Source organism: Marinobacter xestospongiae, from assembly GCF_023156385.1.
GTDB classification, from domain to species: Bacteria; Pseudomonadota; Gammaproteobacteria; order Pseudomonadales; family Oleiphilaceae; genus Marinobacter; species Marinobacter xestospongiae.
This window is the reverse complement of the sequence record NZ_JAKZAK010000018.1, coordinates 20,371-37,192: the sequence shown is the minus strand read 5'-3', so window position 1 is coordinate 37,192 and position 16,822 is coordinate 20,371. Positions and strand designations below refer to the sequence as shown.

General features: G+C 61.0%; 14 protein-coding genes. 12 read left to right on the top strand and 2 right to left on the bottom strand.

The annotated features are described in order from the left end of the window. The first annotated feature begins 7 nt into the window (after positions 1 to 7). The 6 genes from lepB to pdxJ are packed head-to-tail and all read left to right on the top strand — an operon-like array spanning position 8 to position 4,330. Entirely contained in the window at positions 8 to 814 is an 807-nt protein-coding gene (lepB, locus tag MLD24_RS13635) for a signal peptidase I (RefSeq protein ID WP_248167162.1), read from the top strand. A gap of 24 nt (positions 815 to 838) precedes the next feature. Beyond that, the gene (locus tag MLD24_RS13630; protein WP_248167160.1) at positions 839 to 1,246 is read left to right on the top strand and encodes a DUF4845 domain-containing protein; all 408 of its coding nucleotides are present in this window, start codon (positions 839 to 841) and stop codon (positions 1,244 to 1,246) included. Then, positions 1,243 to 1,935 (top strand): ribonuclease III, encoded by a 693-nt coding sequence (gene rnc, locus MLD24_RS13625; RefSeq protein ID WP_227172073.1) that lies wholly within the window; start codon positions 1,243 to 1,245, stop codon positions 1,933 to 1,935. Before MLD24_RS13630 ends, rnc begins: the two co-directional genes overlap by 4 nt. Further along, complete coding sequence (gene era, locus MLD24_RS13620; protein ID WP_227176151.1) at positions 1,935 to 2,852, top strand: GTPase Era; 918 nt, start codon at positions 1,935 to 1,937, stop codon at positions 2,850 to 2,852. Before rnc ends, era begins: the two co-directional genes overlap by 1 nt. A gap of 7 nt (positions 2,853 to 2,859) precedes the next feature. Next, a complete protein-coding gene (recO, locus tag MLD24_RS13615; protein ID WP_248167158.1) occupies positions 2,860 to 3,567 on the top strand; it encodes a DNA repair protein RecO in 708 nt (235 codons plus the stop codon). Between the two features lie 10 nt (positions 3,568 to 3,577). Next, a complete protein-coding gene (gene pdxJ / locus MLD24_RS13610; RefSeq protein ID WP_248167156.1) occupies positions 3,578 to 4,330 on the top strand; it encodes a pyridoxine 5'-phosphate synthase in 753 nt (250 codons plus the stop codon). A gap of 59 nt (positions 4,331 to 4,389) precedes the next feature. Here pdxJ and MLD24_RS13605 read toward each other — a convergent pair whose 3' ends face one another. Continuing rightward, complete coding sequence (locus MLD24_RS13605; protein WP_248167154.1) at positions 4,390 to 7,266, bottom strand: ATP-binding protein; 2,877 nt, start codon at positions 7,264 to 7,266, stop codon at positions 4,390 to 4,392. A 321-nt stretch (positions 7,267 to 7,587) separates the two neighbouring features. Between MLD24_RS13605 and cysM the strand changes: the two genes are divergently transcribed. The 5 genes from cysM (at position 7,588) to MLD24_RS13580 (ending at position 13,613) form a co-directional block, all read left to right on the top strand. Further along, a complete protein-coding gene (gene cysM / locus MLD24_RS13600; RefSeq protein WP_227172069.1) occupies positions 7,588 to 8,481 on the top strand; it encodes a cysteine synthase CysM in 894 nt (297 codons plus the stop codon). A 127-nt stretch (positions 8,482 to 8,608) separates the two neighbouring features. Beyond that, the gene (rlmD, locus tag MLD24_RS13595) at positions 8,609 to 9,958 is read left to right on the top strand and encodes a 23S rRNA (uracil(1939)-C(5))-methyltransferase RlmD (RefSeq protein WP_248167152.1); all 1,350 of its coding nucleotides are present in this window, start codon (positions 8,609 to 8,611) and stop codon (positions 9,956 to 9,958) included. Between the two features lie 57 nt (positions 9,959 to 10,015). Beyond that, on the top strand, positions 10,016 to 12,253 hold the full coding sequence (gene relA, locus MLD24_RS13590; protein WP_248167151.1) for a GTP diphosphokinase: 2,238 nt from the start codon (positions 10,016 to 10,018) through the stop codon (positions 12,251 to 12,253). Further along, positions 12,250 to 13,104 (top strand): nucleoside triphosphate pyrophosphohydrolase, encoded by an 855-nt coding sequence (mazG, locus tag MLD24_RS13585; protein ID WP_248167149.1) that lies wholly within the window; start codon positions 12,250 to 12,252, stop codon positions 13,102 to 13,104. Before relA ends, mazG begins: the two co-directional genes overlap by 4 nt. Before the next feature lie 164 nt (positions 13,105 to 13,268). Then, complete coding sequence (locus MLD24_RS13580) at positions 13,269 to 13,613, top strand: pilin assembly protein (RefSeq protein ID WP_248167147.1); 345 nt, start codon at positions 13,269 to 13,271, stop codon at positions 13,611 to 13,613. A gap of 126 nt (positions 13,614 to 13,739) precedes the next feature. On the opposite strand, the gene MLD24_RS13575 is transcribed toward MLD24_RS13580, so the two are convergent. Then, positions 13,740 to 13,973 carry a hypothetical protein gene (locus MLD24_RS13575; protein ID WP_227172064.1) on the bottom strand — a complete coding sequence of 78 codons (234 nt, stop codon included), beginning with the start codon at positions 13,971 to 13,973 and terminating at the stop codon, positions 13,740 to 13,742. 168 nt (positions 13,974 to 14,141) lie between these two features. Between MLD24_RS13575 and ppc the strand changes: the two genes are divergently transcribed. Continuing rightward, positions 14,142 to 16,787: a phosphoenolpyruvate carboxylase gene (gene ppc / locus MLD24_RS13570; protein ID WP_248167145.1), complete on the top strand. Its 2,646-nt coding sequence runs from the start codon at positions 14,142 to 14,144 to the stop codon at positions 16,785 to 16,787. Positions 16,788 to 16,822 lie beyond the last annotated feature (35 nt).

Below are 16,822 nucleotides of genomic sequence, written 5' to 3'. Positions count from 1 at the left end.
CTCCCCGATGGATATCAATTTCCCGCTGATTCTTGTGGTGCTGACCTTCGCCACCGGGCTGGTCTGGTTGGCGGACGTGGTGTTTTTCAAGCCGCGACGGCTGGCCAGCCATGGCGCGGCATCGGCGGCCAATGCGGAAACCACGGCCCTGGATGACGACGGCGAGGAAAGCCGGGAGCCCTATCTGGTGGACCTGAGCCGCTCGTTTTTTCCAGTGCTGGCCATCGTCCTGGTCCTGCGATCGTTTCTGGTCGAGCCGTTTACCATTCCCTCCGGCTCCATGCTGCCGACCCTGGAAGTCGATGATTTTATCCTGGTCAACAAATTCGCCTACGGGCTGCGCCTGCCTGTCATCGGCACCAAGATCGTGGACATTGGTGATCCCCAGCGAGGGGATGTCATGGTGTTCAAAGTGCCGGAGGATGGCGAGACCAACTATATTAAGAGGGTGATCGGAGTGCCGGGTGATCGCATCCGCTACCGTAACAAGACCCTCTACATCAACGGTGAGGAGGTTGAGAGTCAGTTTGTCGCCAAGCTGCCTCCGGTGGAATTACGGCGGGAACAGTTGGGGGATGCGGAACATGACATCTTCCTGACCCTGGGCCGGCAGAGTGGCGCCGGTGAGGGCGAGTGGGTGGTGCCGGAAGGGCATTACTTCATGATGGGTGACAATCGGGACAACAGTAACGACAGTCGGTTCTGGGGTACCGTTCCTGATGAACTGGTGGTTGGCAAGGCCTTTGCCATCTGGATGCACTGGAAGTCGCTGACCAGTCTGCCCACCTTTGATCGGGTGGGAGCGATAGATTGACCGCGCAAGGGATGAACAACTGATATGACAGGTATGCAAGCGATGATGAAGGGTGGGCAAAAGATGCCAGGGCACCAGCGTGGCGCTTCGATGTTGACCATGTTGGTCATGGTGTTGTTCTTTGGTGGTCTGTTGACCTTAGTAATAAAGCTTGGACCTCTTTATTTGGACGATGTGACCATACAGGAAGCCATTGAAAGCCTGGACGGTACAGCGGGCCTATCCCAAATGTCTCCAGTAGCTGTTCGTGCGCTTGTTGATAAGCGTTTACTGGTGAATAACGTACGCGACTTTGACTCTGAAAACATAAGTATCGAGAAGGACGGTGAGTTGGTCATGATCACGGTGGCGTACGAGATGCGCGCACCCATCATCAGTAACATCGACGCCGTCGTCAGCTTTAACCATGAGTATGAGATGAGGGGCCAGTGAGTTCCCAACCCGACCTAGACAGGCTGCAACGCCGCCTTGGTTACCAGTTCAAGCAGCCTGAGTACTTGCTGCTGGCTCTGACCCACCGGAGCTATGGTAACCAGAACAACGAACGCCTGGAATTTCTTGGCGACTCCATCGTGAACATGGTAATCGCGGAGCACCTGTTCCTGAACTTCGAGAAAGCCCGTGAAGGCCAGCTCAGTCGCCTGCGGGCCCGTATGGTCAAGGGCGTCACCCTGGCCGAAATTGGCCGCGAGTTTGATCTTGGCCGGTACCTGCGTCTGGGTTCCGGTGAGCTCAAAAGTGGTGGTTTTCGACGGGACTCGATCCTGGCGGATACGGTGGAGTCCATCATTGGTGCCATCTACCTCGACAGCGATTTCGATACCTGCCGGGAGCAGGTGCTGATCTGGTTTCGGCAGCGGCTGGAAAACCTCAATCTGCAGGACACCCAGAAAGATCCCAAGACCCGACTGCAGGAATTCCTGCAGTCGCGGCAATACCCCTTGCCCCAGTACGAGGTGATTTCGGTGGATGGCGAAGCCCACGCCCAGACCTTTCATGTCTCCTGTGCGTTGCCGTCGCTGGACCGCAAAACCACGGGTGTCGGCAGCAGTCGCCGACTGGCGGAACAGCAGGCTGCCCGCAGTGCACTCAAGGCGCTGGGCGTGGAGAGTGAGGAATGATGATGGACCCCACCCGCCCTGAAAATCCGGACAGCCGCTGTGGCTTTGTCGCCATCGTGGGCCGCCCCAATGTGGGCAAGTCGACCCTGCTCAACCACATTCTCGGCCAGAAGCTCAGCATTACCTCGCGTAAGCCCCAGACGACCCGTCACCAGGTGCTGGGGATCAAAACCGAGGGCCCGGTGCAGGCGATCTATGTGGATACTCCGGGCATGCACGAAGATGAGCCGCGCGCCATCAACAAATACATGAACAAGGCCGCCAGTTCGGCGTTGATTGATGTCGATGTGGTGGTATTCGTGGTTGATCAGGCGCACTGGACCAGTGCCGACCAGATGGTCCTGGACAAGCTGGAGCGGCTGACCTGCCCGGTGATTCTTGTGGTGAACAAGGTCGACAAGACCGAGCGTCGCGAAACCCTGCTGCCGCATCTGGAGATGCTGGCTGCGAAGCGGGAGTTCGCAGAAATCATTCCCCTGTCGGCGCTTCGGGGCCAGAACCTGGCGCCATTGGAAGAGGCCGTCGGCCGGTTCCTGCCAGAGAGTGTCCACTTTTACCCGGACGACCAGATCACTGACCGCAGCCAACGCTTCCTGGCCTCTGAAATGGTGCGGGAGAAGATCACCCGTCAGCTGGGCGCCGAATTGCCCTATTCCGCTGCCGTCGAAATCGAGGAATTCCGTCAGGATGGCAAGACTTTGCACATCTCTGCCCTGATTCTGGTGGAACGGCAGGGCCAGAAGAAGATCGTGATCGGCGACAAGGGTGAGCGGTTGCGCCAGATTGGCAAGGAGGCTCGCCAGGATATGGAGCGGCTGTTCGATTCCAAGGTGATGCTGCGCCTGTGGGTCAAGGTCAAGCGGGGCTGGTCGGACAGCGACCGGGCTCTGAAGAGCCTGGGAATGAACGACCTCTGAGGCAGCCATGGCCGCTCCCGTACAAGGCGAGCCAGGCTATGTGCTGCATCGCCGACCCTACCGAGAAACCAGTCTGCTGGTCGATGTGCTCACCCTCAACCATGGCCGTTTGGGCCTGGTTGCCCGGGGCGCCAACAGCGCCCGCAGTCCGCTCAAGGCCCAGTTGCAGCCCTTTCAGCCTCTGTTGCTGGACTGGCAGGGCCGCAGCGATCTGAAGACCCTGGTGCAACTGGAGGTCCGTGATGGCCCCGCGCCGAAAGGAACCGTTGCACTCTACAGTGGACTGTACCTCAACGAACTGCTGCAACGTCTGGTGCCGGAAGGCGATCCACTCCCCGAACTGTTTGCCTGCTACATCGACAGCCTTCATGCGCTGGCCGATACCACCGATGTGGAGCCGGTACTGCGACGTTTTGAGATAGCATTTGCCCAGGCCCTGGGCTACGGCTTTGATTGGGGCTGGGTGACCGATCTGGGGCGGGAAGTCGAGCCCCGGGGACACTATTGCTATGATCCTGGCCAGGGTATCCTGGCTCACCCAACCCCGGAGACCCGGTTGCAGTCTCTTGCCGGTGATACCCTGTTGGGGCTGGCCGCCGGCGACTATGGGTCTGCAGATACGCGCCGTTTGGCCAAGCGGGTCATGCGCGTTCTGGTCGATCATCTGTTGCAGGGACGGCCCCTGCATAGCCGGTCCCTGTTCCACAAAGGCTGAGGAGAGCCCGATGAGTTCGAATCCGTTACCCAAGAGAGTGCTGCTGGGGGTCAATGTTGACCATGTGGCGACCCTGCGTCAGGCCCGTGGTACCCGTTATCCGGACCCGGTCCAGGCCGCGCTGCTGGCTGAGGAGGCGGGGGCCGATGGTATTACCATCCATCCGCGGGAAGACCGTCGCCACATTCAGGATCGGGACGTACTGTTGTTGCGGGAAATGCTCAACAGTAAGATGAACCTGGAAATGGCCGTCACGGACGCCATGCTGGCCTTTGCCGAACAGGTGCGCCCTCACTGTGTCTGCCTGGTACCGGAGAAACGTGAGGAGTTGACCACTGAGGGTGGGCTCGATGTGGTCGGGCAGGAGGCTCGCGTGGCCAAAGCCTGTGAGCGGCTGGCGGCCATTGGCGCCGAAGTGTCGCTGTTTATCGACCCCGATCCGGAGCAGATTGACGCCGCTGTGCGCTGTGGCGCGCCGGTGATCGAGCTGCACACCGGGGAGTACGCGGAAGCGGAAACGCCCGAGGCGGTGGCCACAACACTGGGGGTGTTGCAGGCAGCCGTTGCCCACGCTCGCCAGCGGGGATTGATCGTCAATGCCGGCCATGGTCTCCACTATCACAATACCGAAGCGGTAGCGGCGATTGACGGCATCAACGAACTCAATATTGGTCACAGCATCATCGCCCGCGCAGTGTTCTCCGGTCTCAAGGACGCCGTCAAAGAGATGCGGGCGATTCTGGATCGCGCTCGTCAACTCTAGGCCGCCTCTGAGGATCTCAGGGCCGCTCTGAAAGCTGCAATTTCGGCGCTGCGGTGGTATCAGGTTTCCGGGTGGGCGGTCGCTTCGGTGTCGAAGGCCCGGAACTGGGACTGCCAGTCGGTCTGATCACTCCAGATTTCCAGCCGCTCCATCGCCGCCAGCATCTGTTCGGTCAGTGATTCCAGCTCCGGGGATTGTCGTTTCAGGCCGGTTTCCAGCTGTTCCGCCATCGCCCGCAGTTCCGGCACGCCACAGTAGCGGGCGGCGCCATGGAGCTTGTGGACGCATTCCAGCAGTTCGTCCAGCTGCTGCTGTTGCCACAGCTCACGGATGCGCTGACGATCCCCCTGGAGCTGCTCCAGCAGCATGCTGAACAGCTCCTCCGCAAGGTCTGTCTTGCCAGCCGCCAGCTGAATACTTTCCTCGACACTGACGCAGTCCTGCTGTTTCTTGCGGGTTGAGGGGCGAATGCCCCGTCGTGTATCCCTGACTTCCGCTACGTTCTGGTGATCTGGAAGGTTTTGGCTCTGGAAACCGGTGTAATCGCGGATTGTTTCCATCAGTTGGCGGCTGCTGATGGGCTTGGCGATGTAGCCATCAAACCCCTGAGCCACCAGGCGGGCCTGCTCGTCCGCCAGGGCATGGGCGGTGAGGGCAATGATGGGCAGTCGTTTGCCTTTGCTGTCCAGGGATCGCAGCCGTTCGGTGGTTTCAACGCCATCCATTCCAGGCATCTGCAGGTCCATGAATACCAGATCGAAACGGCCTTGGCGTGCCTTGCTCAGCGCCTCAAAGCCACTGGCTGCGCCCTCGGCTTCAATGTTCTGGTCCCGCAGCAGCGTCAACACCAGCTTCAGGTTGGCTTCATTGTCGTCCACCGCCAGCACCCGTGGTGTGGTGTCGTGCTCAAGCAGTATCGGCCCGCTCTTGACGGCTGGCTTCGCCTTGGTGTTCTCGATGCCGTGGATCAGTAGGAGCAGCTCATCATAAAGGGTATCGCGGCAGACCGGCTTGGTCAGGTGACCGCTGGCCAGTTTGGACAACGGGTCGTCCTGGGTTTCCAGGGTTGGGGTCAGTAACAGGGTGCGGCAATCCCGTTCCAGCTCCAGATCCCGGATCAGACTGCAGTATTGACTGGAATGCAGCAGGTGGCGGGTAATACCCACCATGGCGAGGGCATAACCAGCCTGTTTCTGCTGCGCCTCGGCGATTTTCTCCCGCAACTCCGTCGGAGAACCGGCGCGGTCCACCTCCAGCCCCCAGTCCCGCAACAGGTGTTCCACCGCCAGGCCAGAGGTTTTCTGGTGCTCCAGATAAATCAGTCGTTCGCCTCCCAGAGCATCCCGGGGAGGGGCGGAGCCGACGGTGGCGGAGAGGTCGGTGGAGAGGGTGAACCAGAAAGTGGAGCCCTTGCCCAGTTCGCTTTCAAGGCCGATGTTGCCGCCCATCTCCTCCACCAGCCGCTTGGAGATTGCCAGCCCCAGACCGGTGCCGCCGTACTGCCGGGCGGTAGAGGCGTCGGCCTGATTGAAGGCGTTGAACAAGGATTGCTGTTGCGCCCGGGACAGACCAACTCCGGAATCGCTGATGCTCAGTCGTAAGGTGACCCGGTGATTTTCCGGGTCTTCGTCTTCCAGGCTGGCCCGCAGCACCACTTCGCCGGTTTGGGTGAACTTGATGGCGTTGTTCACCAGATTGGTGATCACCTGTTTCACCCGCAAAGGGTCTCCCATCAGGTTGTCCGGCACGTCAGCGTATACCAGCGGGACCAGGTCCAGATTCTTGCCGTGGGCGGCCGGTGCCAGCATCACCATTACCTCTTCCACGATATCCCGGAGCTGGAACGGCACCCGGTCCAGGATCAGCTTGCCTGCTTCGATTTTGGAGAAGTCGAGGATGTCATTGATGATAGTGAGCAGAATCTCGGACGACTTGCGGATGGTGTTGAGGTGGTCCCGCTGCTGCTTGGGCATGGGCCCCTTGAGCAGCAGTTCGGTGAAGCCGATGATGCCGTTCAGCGGGGTACGGATTTCGTGGGACATGTTGGCCAGGAATTCCGACTTGATGCGGCTCGCTTCCAGCGCCTCTTTGCGGGCCAGGTCCAGCTCAATGTTCTGGATTTCGATGGTTTCCAGGGTTTCCCGCAGATCTTCGGTGGCCTGGTCGATGTTCTGCTGCATCTCCGCCTGGGCCTTGCTGAGTTCGGCGGCCATGGCATTCAGGCCCGATTCCAGCTGCTCGAATTCCGGTCCCGCTTCGGTGTAGACCCGGGTATCGAGCTTGCCCTCCTTGAGGCGGGCCACGGCTTCGTTGAGCTCAAAGATCGGGTGGGTAAAGGCGCGACTCAGACGCACCGCAATCAGCAGGCTGGCCGCCACTCCGGCAAGCACCAGCAGCAGCGAGATCAGCAGGGCCTTGTAGGTTTCCTTCTCGGTACGGATGTGGGACATCTCGACCGCCACCCAGCCAATGGGGTCGCTGCTGCGGGGATTGCCGGGAATCGGTTCCAGCTCCAGCATGTTCTCGATCATCAGGTCCTGGAGGAACACCGGAGTGATGAACAGGGTGCTGTTGCGGCGCTGGTGGCGCAGTGCGTTGGACTGGGTCAGGGCGGAGCTGTCGATCGGTTCGCGGTAGCCCGGGCCGGTGTGAAGCAGACGCTGACGACTGGCGTCGTAGAAGGTAATGGAGCGTACGTCCTGCTCTTCCAGTAGCGCGTTGGACAGGCTGCTCAGCAGGCTTCTGTTGGCGGTGAACATGCCGTACTCTGAGCCTGCGGCCAGCTGCCGGGAGAGGGAATCCCCCCGGTCCTGGAGCAGCTGTTCGATGTTCTTGACCCAGCTCAGGGAGAAAAACAGACCCAGCATCAGAGTGGTGAGAAGGGTGGGAACCAGCGTCACCACCAGTACTTTTTTGCGGATGCCCCAGCGACGCATGCCCTGATTCCGAAGTAATTGACCGTCCTGTCCCAAGGGTCCCTTTGCGCAAGTGACTCTTGCCCTGATGACTCCTGTAGAGCCACCCCTGTTCTGATCAAACAGAGGTTAGCCTAACGCGTTGAGCCAGGGTGTGATCCTCACCCGGTTATAGCCGTTCGTCATGGTAATAGCTACAACCTGTATTGGGCGCCGGAGGCCGGAACGCGTATGATGTCGAACCCAATGCGTGCCGGTGCTGCCGCGCCAAGTGCCAGACAGTGTAACACAGCCCGTCGGCCAGGCGGGGCACGCCCCAGGGTGACAGGAGAGACGTTGATCATGCATTTCCCCACCATTGAAGACTATGTCGGCCACACACCCCTGGTGCGGCTGCAGCGGCTGCCCGGCGAGACCAGCAACGTAGTGCTGGCAAAACTGGAAGGCAACAACCCCGCCGGCTCGGTCAAGGATCGTCCCGCCCTGAGCATGATCCAGGAGGCCGAACGTCGTGGTGATATCCGGCCGGGTGACACCCTGATTGAGGCAACCAGTGGCAATACCGGCATTGCCCTGGCGATGGCGGCTGCCATCAAGGGGTACCGCATGGTGTTGATCATGCCGGCAAACATGAGCGAGGAGCGGCGGGCCTCCATGCGGGCCTATGGCGCGGAAATCATCACCGTCAGCCGGGAAGAGGGCATGGAAGGGGCCCGCGACCTGGCCCATCGCATGCAGCAGGAAGGTCAGGGACTGGTGCTGGACCAGTTTGGCAACCAGGACAACCCGCTGGCCCATTACCGCACCACCGGGCCGGAAATCTGGGAACAGACGGCCGGTCGGGTCACGCACTTCATCAGCTCCATGGGGACCACGGGTACCATCATGGGTGTCTCCCGCTACCTCAAGGAACGTAACCCGGACGTGGAAATCGTTGGCCTTCAGCCGCGCGAAGGCGCTTCGATTCCCGGAATCCGCCGGTGGCCGGAAGCCTATTTGCCGTCTATCTTCGATGCCACAAGGGTGGATCAGGTGCTGGACATTGGTCAGCAAGAGGCTGAGGACACCATGCGGGCTCTCGCCCGTGAGGAAGGCATCTTCTGCGGTGTGTCCTCCGGCGGTGCCATTGCCGGGGCGCTTCAGCTGTCGGCCCAGGTTGAAAATGCGGTGATCGTGGCCATTATCTGTGACCGGGGTGATCGTTACCTGTCGACCGGGGTGTTCCCCGGAGCCTGATTTCCAGTCACCGGATTCATCCCTATCCGTCGCCGCAGGCCGGTTGTTGTCGGCGCGGCCAGGGTGGAATCCACCGGCCTCCAGCCCGGTGGAGCCGCCGTCCATATTCAGTCAGAGTTAATGCAGTATGAGCAGAAGACGCAGGAAGGCCCTGCCCACCGAGCCACTTCGGTGTGATGTAGAGAAACTCAGTCACGATGGTCGTGGCATCGCCCACCTCGATGGCAAGATCCAGTTCGTCGACGGCGCGCTGCCGGGCGAGTCGGTGATGGCCAAGATGGTCAGCACCCGCAGCAAATTTGATGAAGTCCGTACCGTGGAAGTTCTGGAGGCTGTGGCCGATCGCGCCACGCCGCCTTGCGATTTCGCCGACCTTTGTGGTGGCTGCAGCCTGCAGCACATGAGCGGTGACGCCCAGATCGCCTTTAAGGAAGGCACGCTGCGGGAGCATTTTGCCCATTTTGGGGGCATCGAGCCGGAGCAGTGGATTGAACCCCTGCGCTCGGTGGACCGGGGCTATCGCCGCAAGGCGCGTCTTGGCGTCAAATACGTCCATAAGCGGGAGTCGGTGCTGGTCGGGTTCCGCGAAAAGCGCACCAGTTTCTTGGCGGACATCGACCACTGTGCGGTGCTCGACCCACGGATTGGTGAGCAGATCACTGGCCTGCGGACCTTGATCCACAGCCTCGATGCGTACCAGCGAATCGCCCAGGTGGAAGTGGCCTGCGGAGATGATGAAGCGGCCCTGGTATTCCGTAATCTTGACCCGTTGAATGACGAAGACCGTGCGCGGCTGATTGAGTTTGGCCAGGCCCAGGGCTTGCATATCTACCTCCAGCCCAAGGGACCGGACACGGTCCACCGGATCTGGCCGGAAGGCGGGGAAGAACGGCTGCATTACCGACTGGACGCGTTCGACCTGACGATGACCTTTCATCCGATGGACTTTACCCAAGTCAATGCGGGTATTAACCAGCAAATGGTAGAACGGGCAGTGGACTGGCTGGACATTCAGCCGGGTGAGCGGGTTCTGGACCTGTTCTGCGGGCTTGGCAACTTCACTCTGCCCATCGCCCGTCGGGCCGGTGAGGTCGTTGGGGTTGAAGGTGATGACGCCATGGTGGTTCGGGGGCGGGAAAATGCCGAACGCAATGGCATCGATAATGTCCGCTTCTACGGAGCCAACCTGCAAGGTGATTTCACCGCTGAGGCCTGGGCGGCGGAAGGGTTCGACAAGATTCTGATTGATCCCCCCCGCTCTGGGGCGGAGGAAGTGTGTGAGTACCTGACCGCCTTCGGCGCCAACCGCATTGTCTACGTCTCCTGCAACCCTGCAACGCTGGCGCGGGACGCCGGCGTGATGGTGCGCAATGGCTACCGGCTGGTGCGGGCCGGGGTGATGGACATGTTCCCTCACACCACCCATGTGGAATCGATTGCCCTGTTCGAGCGTGACAGCAAGGGGTCACGGGGATAGGGGCAGACAGTCCGGCCAGGGATGGTCGGCACAAGGAACGGGGATAACAAAAACGGCATGGTAAAAGTTCGCGAAGACGTTGTAGTCAATCCCGATGGCCAGCTGGATCTCGACCGCTGGATTCATCACATTGAAGCCCAGACCCACCTGCAGGACGTTGAGCAGTTTCGCCGCGCCTGCCGTACGGCCGCGGAAATCGACCTGCAGGCGGTCCAGGATGATCGTCTCTGGGCGCCCGGTGCCAGCAGCTTCAAGACTGGTTGTGAGATGGCCCAGGTGCTGGTGGAACTGCATCTGGATCAGGCCAGCCTGGTGGCGGCCATCCTCTATCGGGCCGTCCGTGAGGAAAAGGTCGGGCTGGAGGCCATTCGCGCGGATTTCGGCGAGGAGGTGGCCAACCTGATTGACGGTGTTCAGCAGATGGCGGCGATCTCCGCTATTCATCATCCGCTCAAGGGCAACGTGCTGGGGCAGAGTCAGGGCCAGCTGGACAATGTCCGCAAGATGCTGGTCACCATGATCGACGACGTCCGGGTGGCGCTGATCAAACTGGCGGAGCGGACCTGTGCCATTCGGGCGGTAAAGGATGCGCCGGCCGAGAAGCGCATGCGGGTGGCCCGTGAAGTGTTCGATATCTACGCCCCGCTGGCTCACCGTCTGGGCATCGGCCACATCAAGTGGGAGCTGGAGGACCTGTCGTTCCGTTATCTCCATGAGTCCGCCTACAAGAAGATTGCCAAGCTGCTGGATGAAAAACGCCTGGCCCGGGACAGTTACATCGGGCGGGTGTTGAAAACGCTGGAAGACGAACTGCAGGACGCCGGTATCGAGGGTGAACTCACCGGACGGGCCAAGCACATCTACAGCATCTGGCGGAAGATGCGCCGCAAGGGCATCGACTTTTCCCAGGTCTATGACGTTCGCGCCGTGCGCATACTGGTGCCGGAGGTGCGTGACTGCTACGCCGCCCTGGGCATCGTCCACAGCCTGTGGCGCCATATTCCCAACGAATTCGACGATTACATCGCCAATCCCAAGGAAAACGGCTACCAGTCCCTGCATACCGCGGTGGTGGGCCCCGAGGGCAAGGTGATGGAAGTGCAGATTCGCACCCACAAGATGCACGAAGAAGCGGAACTCGGGGTGTGTGCCCATTGGCTCTACAAGGGCATGGACCAGGGCAACAAATCCAGTGGCTATGACGCCAAGATCAACTGGCTGCGACAGGTGCTGGACTGGCAGGAGGATCTGGGCGATCTCTCCGGCCTGGCTGATCACCTCAAGACCGATGTGTCATCGGATCGGGTCTATGTCTTTACCCCTGAGGGGCATGTGGTGGATCTGCCTCAGGGCGCGACACCGGTGGATTTTGCCTACCGGGTCCACACCGAGGTGGGCCATGCCTGTCGTGGTGCGCGGGTGAATGGCCGCATTGTGCCGTTGACCTACCCGCTGAAGACCGGTGAGCAGGTGTTTATCCTCACCTCGAACAATCCGGCACCCAGTCGTGACTGGCTCAATCCCAGCCTGGGCTACATTCAGACATCCCGGGCCCGGGCCAAGGTTACCCACTGGTTCAAGCTGCAGGACCATGATCGCAATGTCGCTGACGGTCGGGCGATTCTGGAGGACGAATTCAAGCGTCTGTCGATCCACGAGCTCGATCTCACTGAGCTGGCGGCCAAGGTCAACTACCATTCCGCCGAGGATATGTACGCCGCTGTGGGTGCCGGTGACCTGCGACCGACCCACGTTGCCAATGTGGCGCAACAGATGCTCGAACCCCGGGATCGTCAGCTCGATCTCAAACTGGTGCGGGATCGTAAGAAGACCTACGACACCGAGTCGGATATCCAGATCCAGGGTGTTGGCAAGCTCAAGACCCAGGTGGCCAAATGCTGCAAGCCGCTGCCGGGCGATCCCATTGGGGGGTACATTACCGTCGGTCGTGGGGTCACGGTGCACCGTCAGGACTGCATCACCTTCCTGAACCTGCGGGAACTGGAACCCAACCGCATCATTGAAGTGAGCTGGGGCGGTAAACAGGAATCGGTCTACCCGGTGGACATCGAAATCGAGGCCTACGACCGTTCTGGCCTGCTGCGCGACATTACGCAGGTGCTGACGGCCTCCCGAAGCAACGTGCTGGCCCTCAATACCATCACCAATCCGGACGACAACACTGCCACCATGACGGTGACGGTGGAAATCAGCAGCCTGGAGCAGTTGGCCCGGTTGCTGGCGCAGATCCGGAACCTGTCCAACATCGTGGATGTCAGGCGGAAGCGCAAATGAGTTACACCCTCGACGATCTCAAGTACCTGATGGCGCGGCTGCGCAAACCCGACACCGGCTGCCCCTGGGATCTCAAGCAGACCTTCGCCAGCATCGTCCCTCACACTCTGGAAGAGGCTTACGAAGTCGCTGACGCCATTGAGCGGGAAGACTGGCCACACCTGGAGGATGAGCTGGGCGACCTGCTGTTTCAGGTGGTTTTCTACAGCCAGCTGGGGGCCGAGCAAGGCCATTTCCAGTTTGACTCGGTGGTGGATCGTCTGGTGCAAAAGCTGGTGCGGCGTCATCCCCATGTGTTTCCGGATGGCGAGCTGAGCAGTGAAGTGGACCCGGACAATCGTCCGACCGACGATGAGATCAAGGCCAGCTGGGAGCGGATCAAGGCGGAAGAGCGAGCCCAGGCGTCGGAGCCGGATGCGGATGCACCGCCCGCCAGCCGTCTGGACGGCATTGCCCGTACCCTGCCGGCTATGGCCCGGGCAGACAAGCTGCAACGTCGGGCGTCCCGTCACGGCTTTGACTGGCCCACCATCGGGCCGGTGTTCGACAAGCTCCATGAGGAGATTGACGAACTCAAGGAAGCCTGGGAGGCGGCCCAGTCGGGCACTGGCGACGTTGACGCGGTGGAAGACGAGCTGGGCGACCTGCTGTTTGTCTGTGTGAACCTGGCACGTTTCCTGAAGGTAACCCCTGAGCAGGCCCTGAAGCGAACCAACCGCAAGTTCGAATGCCGGTTCCGGGCCATTGAACAGCGGTTGGCGGAACAGGGGCGCGACATGGATGCGGAATCCCTGGAAGCACTGGATGCGCTGTGGCAGTCGGTCAAGGGCGTGGAAAAGCAGTCTCAGTGATCGGTGGCAGTGCGGGCGCCAGTGCCGGGCGATAGGTACAATCCGTTACCAATTTGGCGCGCCCCGTGTTGGGGCATCGTCTAAACTTTGGGGAAACGGATGCACCGTCCCGGCGGGGAAGGGTGTCTGTCATCCGGGCCAAGCACAGCAGGAGTTGCAGCACTATGAAGATCAAAGATCTGGTCAAATACTGGGATAAGCATGCACGGGGTCGGTTGACCCGGGATGGCTACTTCCTGGCACTGTCCGATCAGCACCATCAGCGGCTGGAAAAACTGGCCGCGCTGTATCCGATGAAATCCCCCCAGGATCTGTTGCGGGACCTGATCTCCGCGTCGCTGGATGAGCTGGAAACCAGTTTCCCCTACGTTCAGGGCAGCAAGGTTGTGGCGATCGACGAGGATGGGTTTGAGATCTATGAGGATCAGGGCCTGACACCCCGCTTCATCAGTCTGAGCCAGAAGCATATCCAGTCGCTCAAGGCCCGGCAGTTGGACTCCGTGGCCTGATCCAGCCGGCCTGTGCCCGGGGCCGCTTGCGCCCCGTTCAGTTCAGCGATTTTCTTGCTCGGGCGGGCGTCCTGCCCGCCAGGCTGGCGTGACCGCTCGGTTCACGCCGTCTTACCTTCATTGCGCTTACTTGCTCTTGTCCGCCAGCTTGTCCTTCAACGGGCTCTGACGCACCAGGTCGTCAAGGGCAGCGGACACCATGTCATTGAGGATATCGGTTTCGCTGCGGTCCGGGTACAACTCGGCCAGGGCGGCAATGCGGGCCGCATCCTCCAGTGGCAGACGCAGGTTGTAGTCGTGATTGCGCTCCACCGGGTCCTTCTCGGATTCCCAGTGCTGGGGCAGTTCGGTTACTTTCATGGATAACTCCTTGCGGCACAGGCGTCGGGGAGCCCGAACTGGCTGGGTGACCACGGCCCGATCGCGTTGATCAAGTGTGTGGTGCATTCGGCGGTTGTTCTCAGGCTCCAAAGTCTTTATTAGTATCGATACAACCTTTGGCCTTAGTCAATTCAAAAGGATGCCGATGTGACAGAGCTACATCCCGACCTCAGAGACAACGTTCGCCTGCTCGGAGAATTGCTGGGTGACAGCATTCGCCGGCACCCCGGGGAACAGACCTTCCAGCTGATCGAGGAAATCCGTGCGGCCGCGAAAGCGGACCGTCGCCAGGAAAGTGGCTCCGGGCAGCGGCTGCTGCAGCTGTTGAGCAACCTGGAGGATGATCAGCTATTGCCGGTCACCCGTGCGTTCAACCAGTTCCTCAACCTGGCCAACCTGGCGGAACAGTACCACGGCATCCGTCGCAAACGCGGGCATCAGTCAGACCTGATGGTGGAATCGCTGGAGGAAGTGTTCCAGCGGCTGATGGACGGTGGTGTCAGTGCTGAAGAGCTGCACCGCAAGGTGGCGGACCTGCGCATCGAGTTTGTGCTGACCGCACACCCGACGGAAGTCGCACGCCGTACCCTGATCCAGAAATACGACGAGATGTCCGAGTGCCTGGCGGGTCTGGACCATGACGACCTGCTGCCGGCGGAGCGCGAAGAGCTCACGGATCGGTTGCAACAACTGATCACCGAGGCCTGGCACACTGACGAGATCCGCCATGAACGGCCAACCGCGGTGGACGAGGCCAAGTGGGGCTTTGCCGTCATCGAGAACAGCCTGTGGCAGGCTTTGCCCAGGTTCCTCAGAGGTCTGGACCAGGCCCTGCAACAGGCAACCGGACATGGCCTGCCGGTGGATGCGGCGCCGATCCGGATTGCGTCGTGGATGGGCGGCGACCGGGACGGTAACCCCAACGTCACCCATCAGGTCACCCAACAGGTGTTCCTGCTGGGACGCTGGATGGCTGCGGATCTTTACCTGCGGGACATCAAGGCGCTGCGGGCGGAGCTGTCGATGTGGCAGGCCAGTGACGAATTGCGGGCCAGCGTTGGCGACAGTCGCGAGCCTTACCGGGAAGTGCTGGGGCAGTTGCGGGAGCGGCTGGTGCGAACCCGGGACTGGGCGGAGGCCCGCATCAAGGGCGAGCCGGCGGACGCCAGTGACATCCTGTTCGAGAACCGTGACCTGACCGATCCGCTGGAGCTGTGTTATCGCTCACTGGTGGATTCCGGCCTGGAGAGCATCGCCAAGGGGCCATTACTGGACACCCTGCGTCGTGCCCACTCGCTGGGGCTGCCGCTGGTGCGCCTGGATATCCGCCAGGAGGCGACGCGGCACGCCGAAGCGGTCGCCGAGCTGGTGGAGTATGTTGGCCTGGGGGACTACCTGTCCTGGTCGGAGGAGGAGCGCCAGGCGTTCCTGGTGAAGGAGTTGCAGGGCCGCCGGCCACTGACTCCGCGTAACTGGCAGCCTTCGGAGTCGGTACGGGAGGTGTTGGCTACCTGCGAAGTGGTGGCGGCCCAGACGCCCCAGGGACTGGGTTCCTACGTCATCTCCATGGCCAGCAAGCCTTCGGACGTACTCAATGTGATCCTGCTGCTGCGGGAGGCTGGCATGCAGCACCCGATGCGGGTGGTGCCATTGTTTGAGACCCTCGCTGATCTCAGTGGCGCTCCTGACAGCATGGCGGCGTTGTTCGACATCGACTGGTACCGGGAATATTGCCAGGGCCGTCAGGAAGTGATGATTGGTTACTCCGATTCCTCCAAGGATGCGGGCCAGATGATGGCGGCCTGGGCCCAATACCAGGCCCAGGAAAAGCTCACCGAGGTTGCCGGCCGTTTCGGCGTTCACCTGACCCTGTTCCATGGCCGCGGTGGCACGGTCGGGCGGGGTGGTGGTCCGGCCAACCGGGCGATCCTGTCCCAGCCGCCAGGCTCGGTGAACGGCAGTTTCCGGATCACCGAGCAGGGTGAAATGATCCGCTTCAAATTTGGTTTGCCACGATTGGCAGAACAGAGTCTGACGCTGTATACCACGGCTGTGGTTGAGGCAACTCTGGCGCCGCCGCCGGCGCCGGAACCAGAATGGCGGGACACTATGGACTGGTTGACCGAACGCTCCCTGGCTGCCTACCGGGCGGTGGTGCGTGAGAATCCGGACTTTGTTCCCTATTTTCGACAGGCCACCCCGGAACAGGCGCTGGGCAAACTGGCCTTGGGCAGCCGTCCGGCTCGACGCAAGGCCTCCGGTGGGGTTGAGAGCCTGAGGGCGATTCCCTGGATTTTCGCCTGGACCCAGATGCGCCTGATGCTGCCCAGCTGGCTGGGCAGCGATGTCGCCCTGGCCGCCGCTGAGTCGTCGGGACGATTGCCAGTGCTGCGGGAAATGATGGCACGCTGGCCGTTCTTCCGGACCTACGTCGACATGCTGGAAATGGTCCTGGCCAAAGCTGACCTGCGCATAGCCGACTATTACCAGAAAACCCTGGTGGAGGACCGCCTGCGCCCCCTCGGCGAGGACCTGCAGCAGCGGTTGGATGGCTGCATCGCGCTGGTCAAGGCGCTGAAGGAGGAGGACGAACTGCTGGCCAGCGAGCCGGTGTTTGCCCACTCCATGCGAGTGCGTAACCCCTACACCGATCCTTTGCACTACATGCAGGCGGAATTGCTGCGCCGGGATCGGGACTGCGAAGAGCGTGGTCAGCAGGTGCCGGAAACTGTGGCCCAGGCCTTGAAGGTCACCATGGCCGGCATCGCCGCCGGTATGCGTAACACCGGTTAGCATCCAGACGGGACGCTGGCACCAATGGGCCCAGG